Source organism: Streptomyces sp. JN8 (assembly GCF_055808075.1).
Genome location: NZ_CM147852.1, coordinates 2,288,787 through 2,313,440, shown reverse-complemented (window position 1 = coordinate 2,313,440; position 24,654 = coordinate 2,288,787). Strand labels below are relative to the sequence as shown.

At 73.6% G+C, this 24,654-nt stretch carries 8 protein-coding genes; 7 read left to right on the top strand and 1 reads right to left on the bottom strand.

Annotation, left to right across the window (positions count from 1 at the left end; all coding sequences use genetic code 11):
* Positions 1-123: 123 nt before the first annotated feature.
* Positions 124-393 carry a hypothetical protein gene (locus ACY0MR_RS09875; RefSeq protein WP_148001796.1) on the bottom strand — a complete coding sequence of 90 codons (270 nt, stop codon included), beginning with the start codon at positions 391-393 and terminating at the stop codon, positions 124-126.
* A 255-nt stretch (positions 394-648) separates the two neighbouring features.
* Between ACY0MR_RS09875 and ACY0MR_RS09870 the strand changes: the two genes are divergently transcribed.
* The 7 genes from ACY0MR_RS09870 to ACY0MR_RS09840 all read left to right on the top strand — a co-directional run bounded on the left by ACY0MR_RS09870 (position 649) and on the right by ACY0MR_RS09840 (position 24,653).
* Positions 649-1,224: a cobalamin B12-binding domain-containing protein gene (locus ACY0MR_RS09870; RefSeq protein WP_473560340.1), complete on the top strand. Its 576-nt coding sequence runs from the start codon at positions 649-651 to the stop codon at positions 1,222-1,224.
* A complete protein-coding gene (locus ACY0MR_RS09865; protein ID WP_473560338.1) occupies positions 1,221-2,525 on the top strand; it encodes a methylaspartate mutase in 1,305 nt (434 codons plus the stop codon). Before ACY0MR_RS09870 ends, ACY0MR_RS09865 begins: the two co-directional genes overlap by 4 nt.
* Entirely contained in the window at positions 2,522-3,544 is a 1,023-nt protein-coding gene (locus ACY0MR_RS09860; protein WP_473560336.1) for an asparagine synthetase A, read from the top strand. The genes ACY0MR_RS09865 and ACY0MR_RS09860 overlap by 4 nt, the downstream gene beginning before the upstream one ends.
* Positions 3,541-4,857 carry a glutamate synthase-related protein gene (locus ACY0MR_RS09855; protein ID WP_473560334.1) on the top strand — a complete coding sequence of 439 codons (1,317 nt, stop codon included), beginning with the start codon at positions 3,541-3,543 and terminating at the stop codon, positions 4,855-4,857. The genes ACY0MR_RS09860 and ACY0MR_RS09855 overlap by 4 nt, the downstream gene beginning before the upstream one ends.
* A 133-nt stretch (positions 4,858-4,990) precedes the next feature.
* Complete coding sequence (locus ACY0MR_RS09850; protein WP_473560332.1) at positions 4,991-13,222, top strand: non-ribosomal peptide synthetase; 8,232 nt, start codon at positions 4,991-4,993, stop codon at positions 13,220-13,222.
* Positions 13,219-23,532 (top strand): non-ribosomal peptide synthetase, encoded by a 10,314-nt coding sequence (locus ACY0MR_RS09845; RefSeq protein WP_473560330.1) that lies wholly within the window; start codon positions 13,219-13,221, stop codon positions 23,530-23,532. Before ACY0MR_RS09850 ends, ACY0MR_RS09845 begins: the two co-directional genes overlap by 4 nt.
* A gap of 203 nt (positions 23,533-23,735) precedes the next feature.
* Positions 23,736-24,653 carry a GHMP family kinase ATP-binding protein gene (locus ACY0MR_RS09840; RefSeq protein WP_361850097.1) on the top strand — a complete coding sequence of 306 codons (918 nt, stop codon included), beginning with the start codon at positions 23,736-23,738 and terminating at the stop codon, positions 24,651-24,653.
* Position 24,654 lies beyond the last annotated feature (1 nt).

The window sequence follows — 24,654 nt, the reverse complement described above, 5'->3', positions numbered from 1 at the left end:
CCGGTGCCGCACCGGTCCCTCGACGCTACGAGACCGCCTCCGCCGGTTCGGGCAGCCCGGGCGGCAGTTCGGCGGCAGCCCGCCCGCGCCCCGCGCCCTCCGGCCGGCCGCGCGGGCGGGGGCCTACACGAGGACCCGCGACACCTCGTTGGCGCGCGTGACGGCGATGCCGGTGGCGACCGCGGCCGCCCGCACCGAGCCGAGCGCCTCGCGCAGCAGCTCCGTCCGGAGCCGGGGCTGGTCGGCCAGCTCCGGCCGGTCGGCGTCGATCAGCTGCACGGCCGCCTCCAGTACGGCGAACTTCGCCTCGCCCAGGGGCTCGTGGCGGTCGGCCTCGGTCATGACGTCGCGCAGGGCCGCGGCCAGTTCCGCGGCGGGGGCGATCTGGGACATGGATCCACTCCTCAGGGTTCTCGGACGCGCGTGCTCCCGTGTTCCGCTCCGGCCGAAGGGGCTGCGCAGCGGCGGAACCCGACTGTAGGGCGGGCCGGGAGGGCGGCGGCGAAGGGCACCGGCAACTGCCGCCCGGCTGCCGCCCGGGGCGCCGGTCGGCGGGGTTCCGCGTTCCTACGATCGATGCCGAAGGGACGTTCCGAGCGATCCAGGACCTCCTTCTCCCACTTGTCATCCCACGATGTGGACGAAGTGATGATGCAGACTGCGGAATGGGCGTCCCGGGAGCGATCCGGGCCGCTGGACGTCGTTGTCACCGGACTGCCGTCCGATGCGCACACCTGGAATCTCGTTTTCATCCAGCTGCTGATCGAGGACCTGGGACACCACGTCCTCAACCTGGGCCCGTGCGTCCCCCAGGACGAGATCGTCGAGTCCTGCGGCAAGTACCAGCCCGACCTGCTGGTCGTCAGCACGGTCAACGGCCACGGCTTCCAGGACGCCGAACAGCTCATCCGGGCGATCCGCTCGCGCTGGGAGCTCGCCGGCCTGCCGGCCGTCATCGGCGGCAAGCTGGGCGTCCTCGGCGCCGAGCAGCGCGCCGGGCACGGCCGCCGGCTGCGCGAGGCCGGCTTCGACGCGGTGTTCCAGGACGGCCCGGAGCAGGGCGAGGACGAGGGCCTCGGCGCCTTCGCGGCGTTCGTCGCCCGACTCGACGCGGAACGCGGCCCGTTCGCCCCCCTGGCGGACGGCCCCGCGACCGCCGGCCTCGTCCCCTCCGGTTCCGCCCCGGTGGCGTCCGCCACCTCCCTCGAAGGGGTGGCAGGGTGACCTCCTTCGGCCGGTTCGTGGCCGCGGCGCACGCGAGGGGCGCCCTCGTGGTCCAGCCCCGCATGGGCTTCTCCGCACCCGCCCGGATGAGGACCGGGCTCGCGGCCACCAAGGCCGCCACGGACGCCGTCGCCGGCACCCTCACCATCGACAGCTACACCCGGGTCTGCGACGAGCCCTCGGCCGTCCGGGCCCTGGGCGAGGGCATCCCCCTCAACGGCTACCCGATCACCTCGTACAGCCCGAGCACCTCGCGGTGGGTCCTGGACGGCCTCGCGGACGAGACCTTCCCCGTGCAGGTCCGGCACGGCTCGGCGAGCCCGCAGCGGATCGTCGCCGCACTCGCCCGCCTCGGCCTCACCGCGACCGAGGGCGGCCCCGTCTCCTACTGCCTGCCGTACGGGCGCACGCCGCTCGTCGACTCGGTCCGCAACTGGCGGGAGACCTGCGAGCGGCTGGCCGCCCTGCGCGCCGACGGGGCCGAACCCCATCTGGAGAGCTTCGGCGGCTGCATGCTCGGCCAGCTCTGCCCGCCGGGACTGCTCGTGGCCCTCAGCGCCCTGGAGGGCGTCTTCTTCCACCGCGCCGGACTGCGCTCCGTCTCGCTCAGCTACGCCCAGCAGACCAGCCCCGAGCAGGACCGGCAGGCGATCCGCGCACTGCGCCGGCTCGCGGCCGAACTCCTCCCGGACACCGACTGGCACGTCGTCGTCTACACCTACATGGGCGTGTACCCGAGGACCACCCCCGGAGCCCACGCCCTCCTCGCCGACTCCGCCGAACTGGCGGTCCGCGCGGGGGCACAGCGGCTCATCGTGAAGACCGCCGCCGAGGCCCACCGCATCCCGACGGTCGCCGAGAACGTCCGGGCCCTGCGCATCGCCGCGGCGGCGGCTCGCCGCGCCGCCGCCACCGCGGGCACCGAGGACGACGAGGGGGCCGCCAACCCCGTGTACGCGGAGGCCCGCGCGCTCGTCGACGCCGTCCTCGACCTGCACACCGACCCCGGCAGCGCGCTCCTGAAGGCCTTCGAGCGCGGCTACCTGGACGTCCCCTACTGCCTGCACCCCGACAACGCCGGCCGCTCCCGCAGCCACATCGACGCGGCGGGCCGCCTGAGCTGGTCGCACATCGGAGCCATGCCCATCGGGCGGGTCGCCGGACGCAGCGGCGCCCGGCTCACCGCGACCGGACTGCACGACGCGCTGACCTTCGTCCAGCGCCGATACGACCACCACGACACCCGCACCGAGGACGCCGGCACCACCCCCGCCGACGTCCCACTCCTCCAGGAGGTATGACCGTGACCGCCATCATCGCCGAGGCCGTGGACGAGGCTCTCCTGCCGTTCCCGGCGTCGCCCGACGCGCACCTGACCGATCCGCTGACCCGGGCCACCCTGCGCGTGCAGAGCCGGATGCTCGCCGCCACCCGCGCCTTCCTGGCCGGCCGCGGATTCCAGGAGCTGCTGCCGCCCGTCATCGGCCCGGTCACCGACCCCGGCATCCGGGGCTCCAAGCAGGTGGACGTCGACTTCTACGGCCACAAGTACAAGATGATGACGAGCGCGATCCTCTACAAGCAGGCCTCGCTCCTCGCCTTCGACAAGATCTTCTACATCGCCCCCAACGTCCGGCTCGAACCCCTCGAGACGGCCGTCACGCACCGCCACCTCGCCGAGTTCCACCAGATCGACGTCGAGATCCGCGACGCCCGCCGCGAGGACGCGATGGACCTGGCCGAGCAGCTCGTCGGCCACGTCGTCGCCGAGGTCCTCAGCGGCATGCGGGCCGAGCTCGACCTGCTCGGCCGGGACACCGACGCCCTCCGCGAGGTCTTCGCGGGCGCCTTCGGACGCGTCGGCCACCAGGCGGCCACCGCCGAGCTGATCGGCCTCGGCCACCCCCAGGACCCCGCCGCCGAGATCGACTGGCAGGCCGAGGAGATCGTCTCCGCCCGCGCCGACCGCCCCTTCTTCATCACCGACTACCCCAAGGGCTCCCGCGGCTTCTACGACAAGGAGGACGCGGAACAGCCCGGTGTGCTCCGGAACTTCGACCTCATCGCCCCCGAGGGCTACGGCGAACTCGCCAGCGGCAGCGAGCGGGAGCACGACTACGCCACCCTCGTCACCCGCATGCGGGAGACCGGCGAGAACCCCGCCAAGTACGGCTGGTACCTGGACCTCGCCCGCCGCGGCATCCCCGCCAGCTCCGGTTTCGGCATCGGCCTGGAGCGCTTCACCCGGTACGTCACCGGCCGCCAGGCCGCCTGGCAGGCCAGCGCCTACCCGAAGCTCCCCGGGGTGGTGTCGGCGTGAGCACGGCACTCGTCGCGGACGGCTTCCCCGAGGAGCAGGTCCGCCGGCGCGCCCGGCACGGCGCCGGAGCCGTCTTCCCGGCCGAGGCGGACTACGGCACCGGGCTGCTCGGCGCCGCCCCCCGCGGCCTCCCGGCCGCTCACGGCCCGGCCGCCGGACCGGGCGGGCACGACCCGGACGACGAGCTGGAGCAGATCCGGATCGTGCCCCCCGTCTTCATGCCCGAGCGGCTGAAGAAGCTCATCGACCTCGCCCGCGAACCCCTGTACAGCGACGTCGAACTCGACACCGTCGTCGGCGGGTTCACCAGCCGACTGCCCCTGTACGTGTCGGCCTTCGGATCCACCCGGGCCGCCAGCCACGACCTCGGCGAGGCCGCCGGACGCCAGGCCGGAGCCCTCGGCATCCCGCTGGTCATCGGCGAGAACGTCGTCCCCGTCAACGGCTACCGGAGCGCGGACGAGGCCGGCGCCTCCCCCCTCCTCGGCCGGATCGCCGCCTACGCCGCGGCGGCCGACGACGAGCACGGCGGCGTCGTCGTCCAGCAGTCCACCGAGGACGCCGACGCCGAGGTGTGGAACCTCGTCTACAGCGATCCGGTCACGGAACCCCTGCTCGCCACCGGCCGCCTCGCCTTCGAGCTCAAGGTCGGGCAGGGCGCCAAGCCCGGCCTGGGCGGACTCACCCTCCTGGACCGGGAGACCGCGGGCCAGGTCGCCGAGCAGTACTCCCTCGACGAGGTGTTCGGCGCCGGCGGGGACCGGGTGCTCCGGGTCGCCAGCCCCGGCACCTTCACCGAGGAGATCCTGCGCCAGCAGATCCGCCTCATGCGCAACAACTTCCCCCGCGCCCGCGTGTGGGTGAAGCTGCACCCCGGCCGCGACGTGGCCCACGCCGCGGCCACCGCCTGGGCGGCCGGCGCGGACTCCGTCACCGTCGACGGCGCGGAGGGCGGCACGGCCTGGGCCCCCACCGGCTTCCTCGCCCACGTCGGCCTGCCGCTCGCCGACTGCCTGCGCCGCGTCGGCCGCACCGATCACTGCCTCCTCGCCAGCGGACGCATGTGGGAGGGCACCCGGGCCGTCAAGGCCCTCGCCCTCGGCGCCCGCGCCGTCGGCCTCGGCCGGGCCGCGCTCCTCGCCGTCGACGAGGACCGCGAGGCGGGACTGACCCGTCTCGTCGAGGCCCTGGCCCTCGAACTGCGGATGCTGACCAGCGCGGTCGGCAAGTACCACGTGAACGCCCTGGACCCGGAGGACCTGCTCCTGCCGGGCCGGTGGGAGCGGGGGCCGGCGGCCCCCGGCGCCGCCTAGCCGGACCGCCAGGTCCGCGAGGCCCGGTTCCGCCTCAGCACCACACACGCGATTCCCAGTCGTGGCCGTACGGGACGTCCGGCACGCCGCGAGACCCGTATCCGCCCGAACCTTCGAGAATGGTGTCGAGAAGATGTCTCACCAGCACTCCGTCCAGGCTCCCGCCGTCGACATCGACGCGTACAACAGCACCGCCGTCCGCCTCCCCGAGGGCGCCCTGCACGAGCTGTTCGCCGCCCAGGCCGCACGGACGCCGGACGCCGTGGCCGTGGTGTGCGGGGAACACGAACTCACCTACCGCGAGCTGGACTCGGCCGCCACCGTGCTGGCGCACCGCCTGCGGGAGCGGGGGGTCCGCTCCGGCCACGGCGTCGGCCTCTTCCAGGACCGGTCCCCGGCCTACGTCGTCGCGATGCTCGCCGTGCTCAAGGCGGGCGGGGCGTACGTGCCGCTGGACCCGCGTCAGCCGGAGGAGCGGCTCGCGTTCATCCTCGCCGACACCGGGTCCGTCCTCCTCCTCACCGACCGGGACCCGCGGGACGTGGCCTTCGCCGGCGACCTGCCGGTGGTCCGGCTCGCGGAGGACGTGACGGACCCGGAAGGGGACGAGGTGGCGGCGCTCGACGTGCCGGTTCACCCGGACCAGTTGGCGTACGTGATGTACACGTCGGGTTCGAGTGGGGTGCCGAAGGGGGTGGCGAACACCCATCGGAACGTGGTGGAGCTGGCGTCGGATCCGTGGTGGGGTGCGGGTTCGGGGGAGCGGCACCGTCGGGTGCTCGCGTACTCGCCGCTGGCGTTCGACTCGTCGACGTACGAGCTGTGGGTGCCGCTGCTGAGCGGTGGGACGGCGGTGGTGCTGGGCGCGCCGAAGTTGGACATCGGCGAGCTGGCCCGGGAGATCACCCGGCAGGGCATCACCGCGGTGTACTTCACGACGGCGCTGTTCGACGCGATGGCGTCGGAGGCGGTGGAGTCGCTGGCGGGTCTGCGGGAGATCTGGACCGGTGGGGACGTGCTGTCGGTGTCGGCGCTGCGGCGGGTGCTCGATTCCTGCCCGGAGACGTCCGTGGTGCATGCCTACGGTCCGACGGAGTCGACGGTGTTCTGCAGTTACCAGGCGTTCGGGCCCGCGGAGCGGGTGGTGGAGCGTCTGCATCTGGGGGTGCCGATGGCGAACACCCGGATGTACGTGCTGGACGCGGGGTTGCGGCCGGTCGTTCCCGGGGTGGTCGGTGAGCTGTATGTGGCCGGCAGCCATCTGGCGGAGGGGTATGTGGGTCGGGCGGCGCTGAGCGCCGAGCGGTTCGTCGCGGATCCGTTCGGTCCGGCGGGTGAGCGGATGTACCGGACGGGCGACCTGGCGCGGTGGAACGAGTACGGCGAGATCGTCTTCGAGGGGCGTGCGGACCAGCAGGTGAAGCTGCGCGGGTTCCGCATCGAGCTCGGGGAGATCGAGACCGCTCTCCTGGCGCATGAGTCGGTGGCGCAAGCGGCGGTGATCGTCCGCGAGGACCGGCCCGGCGACAAGCGCCTCGTCGCCTACGTCGTCCCCGCCCTCGACACCCGCGTCGACACCGAGGCCCTCCACCGGCACAGCACCGAGCGCCTCGCCGAGTACATGATCCCCTCCGCCTTCGTCGAGCTCGCCGCGCTTCCCCTGACCGCCAACGGCAAGCTCGACCGCCGTGCCCTGCCGCAGCCCGTGGCGGGCGGCGAAGGCGACGGCCGGGCCCCGCGCAACCCCGTCGAGGAGGTCCTCTGCGGACTCTTCGCCGACGCCCTCGGCGAGCCCGCCGTCTCCATCGACGACGACTTCTTCCGCCTCGGCGGACACTCGCTCCTCGCCACCCGCCTCGTCGGCCGGGTCCGCACCGCCCTCGCCACCGAACTCTCCCTGCGCGACTTCTTCCTCCACCCGACCGTCGCCGCCCTCGCCCGGCTGATCACCGCCGACGCCGGGCAGACCCTCCGCCCCGCGCTCACCCCGGCCGACCGGTCCGACGACCGGCTCCCGCTCTCCGCCGCCCAGCGCCGCCTCTGGTTCCTCGACCAGATGGAGGGCCCCTCGGCCACCTACAACATCCCCCTCGCCGTGCACCTCACCGGCGCCGTCGACCCGGACGTGCTGCGGCAGGCGCTCGCGGACGTGATCGCCCGCCACGAGGTCCTCAGGACCCGCTACCCGGTGGTCGGGGGCGAGCCCCGCCAGCACATCGCCGACCCCGAGCGGGTCACCGTGCCGCTCACGGTCGCCGCCGTCACCGAGGACGAGCTGCCCGCGCGGCTCGCGGAGGAGACCGGGCACCTCTTCGACCTCGCCGCCGACCTGCCGCTGCACGCCGTGCTCCTCGAACTCGCGCCGACCCGGAGCGTGCTCGTCCTCGTCGTGCACCACATCGCCTCCGACGGCTGGTCGAACACGCCGCTCATGCGGGACCTCGGCGCCGCCTACACGGCCCGCGCCCAGGGCGCCGCCCCCGCCTGGGAGCCGCTGCCGGCCCAGTACGCCGACTACTCCCTCTGGCAGCGGGAACTCCTCGCCGACCACGAGGAGGGCCAGCTCGCCCACTGGCGGCAGGCGCTCGACCGGCTGCCCGCCGAGGTGACGCTGCCCACCGGCCGGCCCCGCCCGGTCGTGGCCTCCTACCGCGGCGCCACCCACACCGTGCACTGCCCGGCGGAGACCCACCGGGCCCTCAGCACCCTGGCCAGGGAGCACGGGGTGACCATGTTCATGGTGGCGCAGGCCGCGACCGTGGCCCTGCTGTCCCGCTCCGGAGCGGGCACCGACATCCCCCTCGGCTCGCTCGTCGCCGGGCGGACCGACGAGGCGCTCGAAGACCTGGTCGGGTTCTTCGTCAACACCCTCGTCCTGCGGACCGACGCCTCGGGCGACCCGACCTTCCGCGAACTCCTCGACCGGGTCAGGGAGACCGACCTCGGCGCCTGGGCGCACCAGGACCTCCCCTTCGACCGGCTCGTGGAGGCCCTCAACCCCGAGCGGTCCGCCAGCCGCCACCCCCTCTTCCAGGTCATGCTCACTCTGGCCGAGGCCGCCGAGGCGACGCCCCGGCTGCCGGGCGTCCGCGCCGAGACCCGGCAACTGAGCGCGGGCATCGCCAAGTTCGATCTCACGGTCAACTTCTACGAGCACCGCGACCGGCTCGGCCACCCCCACGGCCTCGACATCGTCCTGGAGTACGCCACCGACCTCTACGACCCCGAGGCCGTCGAGACGGCCGGCGAACGGCTGGCCCGGGTCCTGGACGCCGTCGTCGCCGACCCGGACGTCAAGGTCTCCGACATCGAGCTGCTCTCCGAGACCCAGCGCCGCCGCCTGCTCGCCGACTACAACGACACCGCCGTCCGCCTCCCCGAGGGCGCGCTGCACGAGCTGTTCGCCGCGCAGGCCGCGCGGACCCCGGACGCCGTGGCGCTGGTGTGCGGAGAGCACGAGACGACGTACCGCGACCTCGACCGCGCGTCGGACGCGTTCGCCGCCCGGCTCGCCGCGCACGGAGTCCGGCCGGGTGGCGCCGTGGGCCTCTTCCTCGACCGCTCGGCGGAGTTCGTGGTCGCGGCCCTCGCCGTGCTCAAGGCGGGCGGGGCGTACGTGCCGCTGGACCCGCGTCAGCCGGAGGAGCGGCTCGCGTTCATCCTCGCCGACACCGGGTCCGCCCTCCTCGTCACCGACCGCCCCGCCCAGGACGTCGGATTCGCCCGGGACCTGGACACGCTGCCGGCTCCCGACCTGCGGTCCCTTCTCGCCGAGACGCGTATCCCGGCGTCCCGACCGGTCGTCCATCCCGACCAGTCGGCGTACGTGATGTACACGTCGGGTTCGAGCGGTGTGCCGAAGGGGGTGGCGAACACCCATCGGAACGTGGTGGAGCTGGCGTTGGACCCGTGGTGGGGTTCGGGTTCGGGTTCGGGTTCGGATTCGCGTTCCGGGGAGCGGCATCGGCGGGTGCTCGCGTACTCGCCGCTGGCGTTCGACTCGTCCACGTACGAGCTGTGGGTGCCGCTGCTGAGCGGCGGGACCGCGGTGGTGCTGAGCGCGCCGAAGGTCGACATCGGCGAGCTGGCCCGGGCCATCGTGGAGCAGCGGATCTCGGCGGTCTACTTCACCACGGCCCTCTTCGACGCGATGGCGTCGGAGGCGGTGGAGTCGCTGGCGGGTCTGCGGGAGATCTGGACGGGGGGCGACGTCCTGTCGGCCCCGGCGCTGCGGCGGGTGCTCGACTCCTGCCCGGACACGTCCGTGGTGCACGCGTACGGGCCCACGGAGTCCACGGTGTTCTGCAGTTACCAGGCGTTCGGGCCCGCGGAGCGGGTGGTGGAGCGTCTGCATCTGGGGGTGCCGATGGCCAACACCCGGATGTACGTCCTGGACGCGGGGCTGCGGCCGGTCGTTCCCGGGGTGGTCGGTGAGCTGTACGTCGCCGGCAGCCATCTGGCCCGGGGGTACGTGGGCCGCGCGGCGCTCACCGCCGAGCGGTTCGTCGCGGACCCGTTCGGTCCGGCGGGTGAGCGGATGTACCGGACGGGCGACCTGGCGCGGTGGAACGAGTACGGCGAGATCGTCTTCGAGGGGCGCGCGGACCAGCAGGTGAAGCTGCGCGGGTTCCGCATCGAGCTCGGGGAGATCGAGACCGCGCTGCTGGCGCATGAGTCGGTGGCGCAGGCCGCGGTGGTCGTCCGTGAGGACCGGCCCGGCGACAAGCGCCTCGTCGCCTACGTCGTCCCCGCGCCGGGGACCCGCGCCGACACCGACGGCCTGCGGAGGCACGCCGCCGGGCGCCTCGCCGAGTACACGGTCCCCTCCGCGTTCGTCGAGCTCGACGTCCTCCCGCTGACCCCCAACGGCAAGCTCGACCGCCGTGCCCTGCCCGCGCCGCGGCTCGGCACCGGGCCCGGCGGCCGGCAGGGCCGCACCCCCGTCGAGGAGGTCCTCTGCGGACTCTTCGCCGACGCCCTCGGTCTGCCCGCCGTCTCCATCGACGACGACTTCTTCCGCCTCGGCGGGCACTCCCTGCTCGGCACCCGGCTGGTCAGCCGCATCCGGCACACCCTGGGCGCCCAGGTGTCCGTGCGGGACCTCTTCCGCTGCCCCTCCGTCGCCGGACTCGCCGCCTTCCTCGCCGACCCCGGCGCCGACGGGCAGAGCCGGCGCCCGGCCCTCGTGGCGGGCGAGCGGCCCGCGCGGGTGCCGCTCTCGCCCGCCCAGCGCAGGCTCTGGTTCCTCGCCCAGATGGAAGGCGGCTCGGCCACCTACAACATCCCCCTCGCCGTCCGCCTCACCGGACTCCTCGACGCCGACGCGCTGCGGCTCGCCCTGGCCGACGTCGTCGGCCGTCACGAGGCGCTCCGCACGCTCTTCCCCGCCGAACAGGGCACGCCCCACCAGGTGGTCGTGCCGGCCGCCGAGGCGCGCCCCGAGCTGCCCGTCATCCCGGCGACCCGCGACGCACTGGCCGCCGTCCTGCGCGACCTGTCCGCGACGACCTTCGACCTGGCCCGCGAACTCCCCGTCCGGGCCGACCTGGTGCGGCTCGCGGACGACGAGCACGTGCTGCTCCTCGTCACCCACCACATCGCCTCCGACGGCTGGTCGAACACGCCGCTCATGCGGGACCTCGGCACCGCCTACACGGCCCGCACCCAGGGCGCCGCCCCCGCCTGGGAGCCGCTGCCCGTCCAGTACGCCGACTACGCGCTCTGGCAGCAGGCCCTGCTCGCCGCCGACGAGGAGCGGCAGCTCGACCACTGGCGCGAGGCGCTCGACCGGCTCCCGGAGGAGGTCACGCTCCCCGCCGACCGGCCGCGCCCCGCGACCGCCTCGTACCGGGGCGCCTCCCTCACCGTCCAGTGCCCCGCCGACCTGCACGGCGCGCTCACCCGGCTGGCCCGCGAGAACGGCACCACCCTCTTCATGGTGGCCCAGGCGGCCACGGCGGTCCTCCTCTCGCGCTCCGGCGCCGGCACGGACATCCCGCTCGGCTCCCCGGTCGCCGGACGGACCGACGAGGCGCTGGAGGACCTGGTCGGCTTCTTCGTGAACACCCTGGTGCTGCGCACCGACGTGAGCGGCGACCCGACGTTCCGGGAGCTCCTGGAACGGGTGCGGGCCACCGACCTGGCGGCCTGGGCCCACCAGGACGTGCCCTTCGACCGGCTCGTGGAGACCCTCAACCCCGAGCGGTCCGCCGCCCGCCACCCCCTCTTCCAGGTCATGCTCTCGGTCACCGACGCGGCCGGCCCCGTACCCCACCTCCCCGGCCTGCGCGCCACGTCGGAGTTCACGCCGCTCGACATCGCCAAGTTCGACCTCACGTTCACCTTCCACGAGCACCGGACGGCCGACGGAGGTCCGGCCGGCCTCGGCATCACCGTCGAGTACGCCACCGACCTCTACGAGGCGGCCGGCGTCTCGGCCGTCACCGCCCGCCTGGTCAGGCTCCTCGAAGCGGCGGCCGGCGCTCCCGACGTCCCGATCGGCGACCTCGACGTCCTGGCCGCCGACGAGCGCACCCGGCTCCTCGACACCTGGCACGGCGCCCGCCGGGCACGCTCCGCCGCCTCGCTGCCGCAGCTGTTCGCCGCGCAGGTCGCCCGCACCCCGGACGCCGTCGCCGTCACCCTCGCGGGCGAGCGGCTGACGTACGCGGAACTGGACCGGCGCGCCAACCGGCTGGCCCACCGCCTGATCGCCGAGGGGGTGCGCCCCGGATCGCGCGTCATCCTCTTCCTGGAACGCTCCCTGGACGCCGTCGTGTCGATCCTCGCCGTGGTCAAGGCGGGCGCCGTCTACGTCCCGCTCGACACCCGCTACCCGGCGGACCGCATCGAGCTGATCGTGCGGATGTCCGGACCGAGCCTGCTCCTCACCGACCGCGAGCGCGTGGACCTCGAACTCCCCGCGGGCGCCCGCGCCCTGACGGTCGCCGGGGCCGACGTCCAGGACCTGCCGGACACGGCCCCCGCGGTCGACGTCCACCCCGAACAGCTCGCCTACGCGATGTTCACCTCGGGCTCGACGGGCGTGCCGAAGGGCGTCGCCGTCACCCACCGGAACGTCGCCGAACTCGCCGCCGACGCCCGGTTCGCCGGCGGAGCCCACCGCCGTGTGCTCCTGCACTCCCCGCTCGCCTTCGACGCGACGACGTACGAGCTGTGGGCGCCCCTGCTGTCCGGCGGCACCCTCGTCGTCGCCCCGCCCGGCCTGCTCGACACGGCGGCGCTGGCGAAGGTGCTGGCGGAGGAGTCGATCACCGGCCTGTGGCTGACGGTGGGGCTGTTCCGCCTGGTGGCCGAGGAGGATCCGGGAGCGTTCCGGGGACTGGGGGAGGTGTGGACGGGTGGTGACGTGGTGCCGCCGGAGGCGGTGCGCCGGGTGATGGACGCCTGCCCGGAGCTGACCGTGGTGAACGGCTACGGTCCGACGGAGACGACGACCTTCGCGACCTCCCACCGGATCCACCGCCCCTTCGACTACGACGGCGCGCTGCCCATCGGCCGCCCCCTCGACAACACCCGCCTCTACGTCCTCGACGACCACCTCGGCCTGCTGCCCGCCGGCGTCCAGGGCGAGCTGTACATCGCGGGTACGGGACTCGCCCAGGGCTATCTCGACAGGCCCGCCCTCACCGCCGAACGGTTCGTCGCCGACCCCTACGGACCGCCGGGCTCCCGGATGTACCGGACGGGCGACCTGGTGCGCTGGTCGCGGGAGGGCGAGATCGAGTACCTGGGGCGGGCGGACCAGCAGGTGAAGCTGCGCGGCTTCCGCATCGAGCCCGGGGAGATCGAGTCCGTGCTGGTCGCCCACCCGTCGGTGGCGCAGGCCGCGGTGATCGTCCGCGAGGACCGGCCGGGCGACAAGCGACTCGTCGCCTACCTCGTCGGCACCGACGGCACCGCCCCCGACCCCGACCTGCTCCGCGGCCACGCCGACGGACTCCTCCCCGACTACATGGTCCCGTCCGCCTTCGTGGTCCTGGACGCCCTGCCCCTCACCTCCAACGGCAAGCTCGACCGCCGCGCCCTGCCCGCACCCGCCGTCACCGGCAGCGGCACCGGCCGGCAGCCGCGCACCCCGCGCGAGGAAGTCCTGTGCGGACTGTTCGCCGACGTCCTCGGCGTCCCCGCCGTCACCGTCGACGACGACTTCTTCCGCCTCGGCGGGCACTCCCTGCTCGCCACCCGGCTCGTCAGCCGGATCCGCACCGCCCTCGGGGCCGAACTCCCGGTCCCCGCCCTCTTCGAGAACCCGAACGTGGCCGCCCTGGCCGAGCGACTCGACCGCGCCGAGACCGCGCGACCCAAGCTGCGGCCGATGCGCCGGATGGGAGCCTCCCAGTGATCCCCCTGTCATACGCCCAGCAGCGCCTGTGGTTCCTCGCCCAGCTCGAGGGCCCGTCGGCGACCTACAACATCCCGCTGGCCCTCCGCCTCACCGGCACCCTCGACACCGAGGCGCTGACCCGGGCCCTCGGCGACGTCGTCGCCCGGCACGAGAGCCTGCGCACCGTCTACCCGGAGCGCGACGGCACGCCCCACCAGGAGATACGCGGGACCGACGAGGCACGGATCGACCTGCCCGTCCTCACGGCCACGGAGGAGACCCTCGCGGACGTCCTCGCCGCCGAGTCGGCCCACGTCTTCGACCTCGCCGTCGACCTGCCCGTCGAGGCGCGGCTGATCCGACTCGCGCAGGAGACCGCGGACGCCGACGACGAGCACGTCCTGCTGGTCGTCATGCACCACATCGCCTCCGACGGCTGGTCCATCGCCCCGCTGCTCCGCGACCTCGCCCACGCCTACCGGGCCCGGGTCGCCGGCCGCGCACCCGAGCAGGACCCCCTGGAGATCCAGTACGCCGACTACACCCTCTGGCAGCACGAACTCCTGGGCGAGGCCGACGCCGAGGACAGCGTCATGGCCCGGCAGATCGCCTACTGGCGCGACCGGCTGGCCGGCCTCCCCGCGGAGGCCACCCTCCCGGCGGACCGTCCGCGCCCCGCCGTCGCCTCCTACCGCGGCGACACCCGCACCCTGCACTGCCCGCCCGCCACCCACGCCGCCCTCGTCGAACTGGCCCGGGGGAGCGGCGCCACCCTCTTCATGGCGGCGCAGGCGGCGCTCGCCACCGTGCTGGCCGCCTCCGGCGCGGGAACCGACGTCCCCGTCGGCTCCCCGGTCGCCGGCCGCACCGACGAAGCCCTCGACGACCTGGTCGGCTTCTTCGTGAACACCCTGGTGCTGCGCACCGACGTGAGCGGCGACCCGACGTTCCGGGAGCTCCTGGAGCGGGTGCGGGCCACCGACCTGGCGGCCTGGGCCCACCAGGACCTGCCGTTCGACCGGCTCGTGGAGGCCCTCAACCCCGAGCGCACCGGCGACCGCCACCCCCTCTTCCAGGTCATGCTGACCCTGGTCCAGGCCGGCGCGGCGAACTCCGGCGCGGCCGCGGACTCCGACACCGGCTTCCCCGGTCTCCGGACGCGCGCCGAGTACTCGCCCACCAGCACCGCCAAGTTCGACCTCACCGTCGGGTTCGACGAGCACCTCACCGAGGACGGCCGCCCCGGCGGCCTCGACATCACCGCCGAGTACGCCACCGACCTGTACGACCCCGAGACCGTCGAGGCCCTCCTCGCCCGCCTCGGCCGGCTGCTCACCGAGGCCGTCGCCCACCCCGACACACCGCTCTCCGGGCTCGACCTGCTCGACGGGGCCGAGCGCACCCTGCTCCTGGACACCTGGACGGGCCGCCCCACCCCCGTACCGGACGCCTCCCTCGCGGAGCTCTTCGCCGCACAGGCCGCCCGCACCCCGGACGCGGTGGCCCTCACCCAGGCCGGCGCCGACCGCACCTACGCCGAGGTCGACGCCCTCACCAACCGCTTCGCGCACCGCCTCCGCTCGCTCGGCGTGGGACCCGAGACCGTCGTCGCCGTCCTCATGGAACGGTCGCCCGACCTGGTCCTGTCGCTGCTCGCCATCACCAAGGCCGGCGGCGTGTACGCCCCGCTCAACGCGGTCGACCCGGCCTCCCGGCTCTCCCTCATCCTCGCCGACACGGCCGCACCGGTCCTCCTCGTCGACCCGGCGCTGTCCGACCACGACATCCTCACCGAGGCGGACGGCGTCCGGATCGTCCTGGTCGACGGGCTCGACCGCGACCCGGAGCTCGACGCCCACCCCGAGACGGCGCCCGAGGTCGCCACGCACCCCGACCAGTGGCTGTACGTGATGTTCACCTCGGGCTCGACGGGCGTGCCGAAGGGCGTCGCCGTCACCCACCGGAACGTCGCCGAACTGGCCCTGGACCACCGCTGGACCAGGCCCGCCCACGGACGCGTGCTCTTCCACTCCCCGCACACCTTCGACGCCACGACGTACGAGCTGTGGGCCCCGCTGCTGACCGGCGGCACCGTCGCGGTCGCCCCGACGGGTGTCCTGGACACGGCGGCGCTCGCGGGGGTGCTGGCGGAGGAGTCGATCACCGGCCTGTGGCTGACGGTGGGGCTGTTCCGGCTCGTGGCGGAGGAGGACCCGGCGGCCTTCGGCGGTCTGGGGGAGGTGTGGACGGGCGGCGATGTCGTGCCGCCGGAGGCGGTGCGCCGGGTGATGGACGCCTGCCCGGAGCTGACCGTGGTGAACGGCTACGGTCCGACGGAGACGACGACCTTCGCGACCTCCCACGAGATCCGCCGTCCCTTCGCCTACGACGGCGCGCTGCCCATCGGCGGCCCCCTCGACAACACCCGCCTCTACGTCCTCGACGACCACCTCGGTCTCGTCGCGCCCGGCGTCCCCGGGGAGCTGTACATCGCGGGCGCCGGACTGGCCCGCGGCTACCTCGGCCGCCCGGCCCTCACCGCCGAGCGGTTCGTCGCCGACCCGTACGGCCCCGCCGCCGGCTCCCGGATGTACCGGACGGGCGACCTGGTGCGCTGGTCGCGGGAGGGCGAGATCGAGTACCTGGGGCGGGCGGACCAGCAGGTGAAGCTGCGCGGCTTCCGCATCGAGCCCGGGGAGATCGAGTCCGCGCTGGTCGCCCACCCGTCGGTGGCGCAGGCCGCGGTGATCGTCCGCGAGGACCGGCCGGGCGACAAGCGACTCGTCGCCTACCTCGTCGGACACGGCGGCAGCAGCCCCGCCGGAGACCTCGACACGGCCGCCCTGCGCCGACACGCCGCCGACGCCCTGCCCGAGTACATGGTGCCGTCCGCGTTCGTGGTCCTGGACGCCCTGCCCCTCACCGGCAACGGCAAGCTCGACCGCCGCGCGCTGCCGCAGCCCGTCCTGACCGGCGAGAGCGACGGCCGGGCTCCGCGCAACCCCGTCGAGGAGGTGCTGTGCGGCCTCTTCGCCGACGTCCTCGGCCGCGCCTCCGTCACCGTCGACGACCACTTCCTGCGGCTCGGCGGGCACTCGCTGCTCGCCACCCGGCTCGTCAGCCGGATCCGCACCGCCCTCGGCGCCCGGATCACCGTGCGGGACGTCTTCCAGCATCCGACCGTCGCCCAGCTCGGCGAGCTGGTCGCCGCGGGCAACGGCGAGCCGGCCCGCCCCGCCCTGACGGTCCAGGACCGCCCCGAACGGGTGCCGCTCTCCTCGGCCCAGCAGCGCCTCTGGTTCCTCGACCAGTTGGAAGGGCCGTCCGCGACCTACAACATCCCACTGGCCGTCCGGCTCACCGGCGCGCTCGACGCGGAGGCCCTGCGCCGCGCGCTCACCGACGTCGTCGGACGCCACGAATCCCTGCGGACCGTCTTCCGCACCACCGGCGGCGAGGCCCACCAGCACGTCCTGCCCGCCGACGGGATCGACGTCCCCCTGCCGACGGCGGCGGCGACGGAGGAGCAGCTGCCCGGGCTGCTCGCCGACGAGAGCGCCAAGGTCTTCGACCTGACCTCGGAACTCCCGCTCCGGGCGGCCCTGTTCATTCTGGCGCCGGACGAGCACGTCCTCATGGTGGTCACCCACCACATCGCCTCCGACGGCTGGTCGAACGCCCCGTTCTTCGCCGACCTCGGCCGCGCCTACGAGGCCCGCGGCGCGGGCGTCGCGCCCGACTGGGCGCCGCTCCCGGTCCAGTACGCCGACTACACCCTGTGGCAGCGCGAGCTCCTCGGCACGGAGCAGCCGCCCCAACTCGACCACTGGCGGAAGGCGCTGGCGGACCTCCCCGAGGAGGCCACCCTGCCGACGGACCGGCCCCGGCCCGCCGTCGCCTCCTACCAGGGCTCCACCCTCACCGTGTCCTGCCCCGCTCCCGTCCACCGGGCGCTGACCGGGCTCGCACGGGAGACCGGCACCACCGTCTTCATGGTGGCCCAGGCCGCCGTGGCCACCGTGCTCGCGCGGTGTGGTGCCGGCTGTGACGTCCCGATCGGTTCGCCGGTCGCGGGGCGGACGGATCAGGCTCTCGACGATCTCGTGGGCTTCTTCGTCAACACGTTGGTCCTGCGGACGGACGTGGGTGGTGATCCCACCTTCCGTGAGGTGCTGGGCCGGGTGCGGGAGACGGATCTTTCCGCGTGGGCTCATCAGGACCTTCCGTTCGACCGGTTGGTCGAGGTGCTCAATCCTGAGCGTTCGGCTTCCCGGCATCCGTTGTTCCAGGTGATGCTCACCGTGGGTGACACGGCGGTGGGCGCGCCTGGACTGGGTGGTCTGCGGGCGGAGTTCGTGGCTCCGGAGCTGCGGATCGCGAAGTTCGACCTGACGTTCGCCTTCGGTGAGAGGCGGGCGGCCGACGGCGGGCCGGACGGGCTCGACATCACCGTCGAGTACGCCACCGACCTCTACGAGCACTCCACGGCCGAGAGCGTCGCGCACCGTCTCGCCCGCCTCCTCACCGACGCGGTGACCGACCCGGACCGGCCGATCTCCCGGCTGGCGCTTCTCGGCGACGAGGAGGACCGGCGTCTGACCGAGTGGGCGGGACCCGCGACCACGGCGCCCCGTCTCGGTCTGGACGGTCTGTTCGCGGGGCAGGCGGCGCGGTCGCCGGAGGCGACGGCGCTGGTGTTCGAGGACCAGGTGGTGTCGTACGGGGAGCTGGACGTCTGGTCGAACCGGCTGGCCCGTCATCTGACGGGTCGGGGTGTGCGGCCGGGGGATCTGGTGGGTGTGCATGTGGAGCGTTCGCCGCAGATGGTGGCCGCGCTGCTGGCCGTACTGAAGGCGGGCGCCGGCTACACGATGCTGGACCCGCTGTTCCCCGTCGAACGCCTCAACGGCGTCCTGGCGCAGGTGGCGCCGGCGGCCGTCCTCACCCAGTCGCACCTCGCCCCGCTGTCCACGCCCGCGGTGGTCGTCGACCTCACGGCGGAGATCGCCGAGGTCAGCGGGCTCTCGGGAGCCCCGGTGGAGACGGGCGGTTCACCCGAGTCGGTGGCGTGCGTGATGTTCACGTCGGGTTCGACGGGTCTGCCGAAGGGGGTGATGGCCTCGCACCGTGCGCTGGCCGCGACGTTCGTGGGTCCGGACTATCTGGCCTTCGGGCCGGAGCAGACGTTCCTGCAGTGCTCGCCGGTGTCCTGGGACGCGTTCGCCCTGGAGGTGTTCGGTCCGCTGCTGCACGGAGGCGTCTGCGTCCTCCAGCCCGGCCAGCACACCGACCCGTACCTCGTCGCGGAACTGGTCGAGAAGCACCAGGTCACGACCCTTCAGATGTCCGCCAGCCTCTTCAACCACATGCTCGACGAGTACCCCGCCGTCTTCGGGGAGATCCGCGAGGCCATGACCGCCGGAGAGGCCGCCTCTCCCGCCCACGTGGCCCGCGCCCTGGCCGATCACCCGCAGCTGCATCTGCTGAACGGCTACGGTCCGGCGGAGAGCATGGGGTTCACGACGGTGTTCGTGATCGAGCCGCGTGCGGCCGCGGGTGCGGCGAGCATCCCGGTCGGCGGTCCGCTCTCGGGCAAGCACGCCTATGTGCTGGACGCGAACCTGGAGCTGGTCGCGCCGGGTGTGCCGGGGGAGTTGTATGTCGCCGGTCATGGTCTGGCGCACGGTTACATCGGGCAGTCGGCTCTGACCGCGGACCGGTTCGTGGCGAACCCGTACGGGCCGGCGGGGGCGCGGATGTACCGGACGGGTGACCTGGCCCGCTGGAACAAGCAGGGTGCCCTGGAGTACCTCGGTCGTGGCGACGAGCAGATCAAGCTGCGGGGCTTCCGCATCGAGCCCGGCGAGATCGAGGCGGCGCTGATGGCCAACCCGGCGGTGGTGCAGGCGGCCGCCGTCGTCCGTGAGGACCGTCCCGGCGACAAGCGGCTCGTCGCGTACGTGGTGGGGGAGGCGGCTCCGGAGGAGCTGCGCCGGCATGTCGCGGCCCGCCTGCCCGAGCACCTGGTGCCCTCGGCGTTCGTGGTCCTGGAGGCGCTGCCGCGTACGGTCAACGGCAAGCTCGACCGCCGTGCCCTCCCGGCCCCCGACGACAGCGCCGCCGCCGAGGGCGGACGAGCACCCCGCAACCCCGCCGAGGAGATCCTCTGCGGACTCTTCGCCGACAACCTCGGACTCGCATCCGTCGGCATCGACGACAACTTCTTCCACCGCGGCGGACACTCCCTCCGCGCCACCAAGCTCACCTCCAGGATCCGCGACGCCTTCGGCGTACGCCTCGGCGTGCGGGAGGTCTTCCAGCACCCGACCGTGGCACGGCTCGCCGAGCTGATCGCGCGGAGCGGCGGCGACGAGGAACGCCCCGCGCTGACGGCGGGCGAGCGCCCCGAACTGCTCCCGCTCTCCTCGGCCCAGCAGCGCCTCTGGTTCCTCGACCAGCTGGAGGGGCCCTCGCCCACGTACAACATCCCGCTGGCCGTCCGGCTCACCGGCCCGCTCGACGCGGAGGCCCTGCGCCGCGCGCTCACCGACGTCGTCGGGCGCCACGAATCCCTTCGGACCTCCTTCCCCTCCGAGGCCGGGACGCCGCACCAGGCGATCCGCCCTCTCGCGGCGACCGACCTCGCGCTCCCGGTGACCCCGGTGACGGAGGAGTCGCTGCCCCAGGTGCTGGCCGGACTGTCCGGCACCACGTTCGACCTCTCCACGGACCTGCCCATCCGCGCGGATCTGCTGGAGCTGTCCCCCGAGAAGCACGTGCTTCTGGTGGTGATGCACCACATCGCCTCCGACGGCTGGTCGAACGGCCCGCTCCTGCGGGACCTCGCCACGGCCTACACGGCCCGCGGCGCGGGCGCCGCGCCCGACTGGGCGCCGCTCCCGGTCCAGTACGCCGACTACACCCTGTGGCAGCGGAGCCTCCTCACCACCGACGAGGAGCGCCAGGTCGCCTACTGGCGGCAGCAGCTGGCCGAACTGCCCGAGGAGGCGACGCTGCCGGCGGACCGGCCCCGGCCCGCCGTCGCCTCCTACCGCGGGGCCACCCACCAGGTGACCGCCCCCGCGTCCACGCACGCCGCCCTGACCGGGCTGGCGCGCGAGACCGGAACCACCCTGTTCATGGTCGCCCAGGCGGCCGTCGCCACTCTCCTCGCGCGGTGTGGTGCCGGCTGTGACGTCCCGATCGGTTCGCCGGTCGCGGGGCGGACGGATCAGGCTCTCGACGATCTCGTGGGCTTCTTCGTCAACACGTTGGTCCTGCGGACGGACGTGGGTGGTGATCCCACCTTCCGTGAGGTGCTGGGCCGGGTGCGGGAGACGGATCTTTCCGCGTGGGCTCATCAGGACCTTCCGTTCGACCGGTTGGTCGAGGTGCTCAATCCTGAGCGTTCGGCTTCCCGGCATCCGTTGTTCCAGGTGATGCTCACCGTGGGTGACACGGCGGTGGGCGCGCCTGGACTGGGTGGTCTGCGGGCGGAGTTCGTGGCTCCGGAGCTGCGGATCGCGAAGTTCGACCTGACGTTCGCGTTCGGTGAGAGGCGGACGGCCGACGGCGGGCCGGACGGGCTCGACATCACCGTCGAGTACGCCACCGACCTCTACGAACCCGGAACGATCGAGCGACTCCTCGACCGCATGCTGCTCCTCCTGGAGTGCGCCGCCACCGCACCCGACTCCCGCGTCGGCGCGATGGCGCTCCTCCACGAGGACGAGCGGGCACGCCTGACGGCCTGGGCCGGCGAGCCGACCCCGGGACCGGAGCTCGGTCTGGACGGTCTGTTCGCGGGGCAGGCGGCGCGGTCGCCGGAGGCGACGGCGCTGGTCTTCGAGGACCAGGTGGTGTCGTACGGGGAGCTGGACGTCTGGTCGAACCGGCTGGCCCGTCATCTGACGGGCCGGGGTGTGCGGCCGGGGGACCTGGTGGGTGTGCATGTGGAGCGTTCGCCGCAGATGGTGGCCGCGCTGCTGGCCGTACTCAAGGCCGGCGCCGGCTACACGATGCTGGACCCGCTGTTCCCCGTCGAACGCCTTGAAGGTGTCCTGGCGCAGGTCGCACCCACCGCCCTCCTCACGCAGTCGCATCTGCCGCGGCTCGCCACGGAGGCGGTCGTCGTCGACCTCACGGCCGACGTCGCCGAGGTCAGCGGGCTCTCCGGGACCGCCGTGGAGACAGGAGGTTCACCCGAATCCGTCGCCTGCGTGATGTTCACGTCGGGTTCGACGGGTCTGCCGAAGGGTGTGATGGCCTCGCACCGTGCGCTGGCCGCGACGTTCGTGGGTCCGGACTATCTGGCCTTCGGGCCGGAGCAGACGTTCCTGCAGTGCTCGCCGGTGTCCTGGGACGCGTTCGCCCTGGAGGTGTTCGGTCCGCTGCTGCACGGAGGCGTCTGCGTCCTCCAGCCCGGCCAGCACACCGACCCGCATCTCATCGCGGAACTGGTCGAGCGGCACGGGGTCACCTCGCTCCAGATGTCCGCGAGCCTCTTCAACCACATGCTCGACGAACACCCCCTGACCCTCGCCCACGTCAAGGAGGCCATGACCGCCGGAGAGGCGGCGTCCCCGAGCCACACGGCCAGGGCTCTGGCCGATCACCCTCAGCTGCATCTTCTGAACGGCTACGGTCCGGCGGAGAGCATGGGGTTCACGACGGTGTTCGTGATCGAGCCGGGTGCGGCCGCGGGTGCGGCGAGCATCCCGGTCGGAGGCCCGCTGGCCGGCAAGCACGCCTACGTGCTGGACGCGAACCTGGAGCTGGTCGCGCCGGGTGTGCCGGGGGAGTTGTATGTCGCCGGTCATGGTCTCGCACACGGATACATCGGGCAGTCGGCGCTCACGGCCGACCGGTTCGTGGCGAACCCGTACGGGCCGGCGGGGGCGCGGATGTACCGGACGGGTGACCTGGCCCGCTGGAACAAGCAGGGTGCCCTGGAGTACCTCGGTCGTGGCGACGAGCAGATCAAGCTGCGGGGCTTCCGCATCGAGCCCGGCGAGATCGAGGCGGCGCTGATGGCCAACCCGGCGGTGGTGCAGGCCGCCGCCGTCGTCCGCGAAGACCGCCCCGGCGACAAGCGGCTCGTCGCGTACGTGGTGGGGGAGGCGGCTCCGGAGGAGCTGCGCCGGCATGTCGCGGCCCGCCTGCCCGAGCACCTGGTGCCCTCGGCGTTCGTGGTCCTGGAGGCGCTGCCGCGTACGGTCAACGGCAAGCTCGACCGCCGTGCCCTCCCGGCCCCCGACGACAGCGCCGCCGCCGAGGGCGGACGAGCACCCCGCAACCCCGCCGAGGAGATCCTCTGCGGACTCTTCGCCGACAACCTCGGACTCGCATCCGTCGGCATCGACGACAACTTCTTCCACCGCGGCGGACACTCCCTCCGCGCCACCCGGCTGATCAGCCGCATCCGCGCCGTCTGGGACACCCGCATCACCATCAGCGACCTGTTCCGCAGCCCCACGCCCGCGCTCCTCGCCGAGCAGATCGCGGCGGGCAGCGGTGACGACCCGCTCGGCACCGTGCTCCCCATCCGCGCCGCCACGGCGACGGGCTCCGGCGAACCGCCCCTGTTCTGCGTCCACGCCGTGTCCGGGATGAGCTGGGGATACGCGGGCCTGCTGCCGCACCTCGACCAGGACCGGCCGGTCGTCGCGCTCCAGGCCCGCAGGCTCGGCGGCACCCACGACGCACCGGCCTCCCTGGAGGAGATGGCCGACGACTACCTCGCCGAGATCCGCAGGATCCAGCCCCACGGCCCCTACCACCTGCTCGGCTGGTCCTTCGGCGGTCTGGTCGCGCACGCCGTGGCGGCCCGGCTCGAAGCGGCGGGGGAGGACGTGGCCCTGCTGGCCCTGCTCGACTCCTACCCCCTCCCCGAGGGCTTCACCGCACCGGAGATCGACGGCCGGCACGTGCTGACCGCCCTCCTCGGCTCCGCCGGCGAGACGGTACGGGTGCGCTGCGCGGACACGGCGCCCGACGTCGACGAACTCGCCGACGCCCTGCGCCGGTCCGACCCGGTGCTCGGCGCCCTGGAGCACGCGCAGGCGGCGGCCGTCGTGGCGGCCACCCTCGACAACCTGCGGATGCGGTACCGGTACGTGCCGGACGTACGGTTCGGCGGCGACGCGCTGTTCTTCGACGCCACCGGCACACCGGCACCCGCCTCGGGCGCCGAGGCCTGGGCGCCGTACGTCACGGGCCGGGTCGAGGAGTTCGCCGTCGACTGCGAGCACGCCCGGATGACCGAGGCGGAGCCGCTGCGGGCCGTCGGACAGGTCCTCGCCCGCCGCCTGAGGCCCGCACGCATCTGAACCACCCCCGCACACCCGGGCCCGTACGGCCGCTCCACCGCCGTACGGGCCCCGGCGCGTCCGGCGGCCGCGCGCCGAACTGCCCGCATACTGCCGCCCGACCAGCCGGATCCCGGCCCCCGCGCTGCCTAGCGTGTGGATGTCCGCACGATCGGCCAGGCCCTGTGAGCGGTGCGGTCCGGCCCCCAGAGGAAGTCAAGGACATGGTGGATCATTCCGGTTGGCGGGTCGGCGTCGCCTCGGCCCCGATACATCACGGCGAAATTCTCCAGGGCGTCTTTCCGCACCAGGGCCAGCTCACCCGGGGACTGGTCACCCTGCCCTGCACCGTCCACACCACCCGGGCCTCGTTCATCCCCGCGCGGGGCGAGAAGCTGACCGTCTACCCGACCTGGAAGACCAAGGCGGCGCGGGCCGCGCAGCTCACCGCCGAGGCCTGCCTGCCGCCAGGGGAGGGACCGGTGGGCGGGCACCTCGAACTCACCGGCGACGTCCCGCTCTGCCGCGGCTTCGGCTCCTCCACGAGCGACGTGCTCGCCGCCGTCTGGGCCGTACAGGACGCCCTGGTGTCCCCGCTGCCCCCGGAGGAGATCGCCAGGATCGCGGTGCGGGCCGAGACGGCGTCCGACTCCCTGATGTTCAACGAGAGTTCGGTGCTGTTCGCGCAGCGCGAGGGCAAGGTCATCGAGGACTTCGGCTACCGCATGCCGGCCGTGCGCGTCCTCGGCTTCGGCTCCCGCCCCGAGAACGAGGGCAGAGGCGTCGACACACTGGCCTTCCCGCCCGCCGAGTACGGCGGCGCCGAACTCGAACTCTTCGCCGAACTCCAGGTGATGCTGCGCGAGGCCATCCACACCAAGGACGTCGCCCTCGTCGGCGCCGTCGCCACCGCCAGTACCGACATCAACCAGCGGCACCTGCCCATCCCCCGCCTCGACGGGCTGCGCTCCATCGTGCGGGAGACCGGCGCCCTCGGCATCCAGGCCGCGCACAGCGGGGACATCGCCGGGCTCCTCTACGACCGGGACGACCCCGACGTCGAGGCCCGCACCGAACACGCCCAGCGACTCCTGCACAACATCGGCATCCACGAGCAGTGGATCTTCACGACGGGTGACTGAC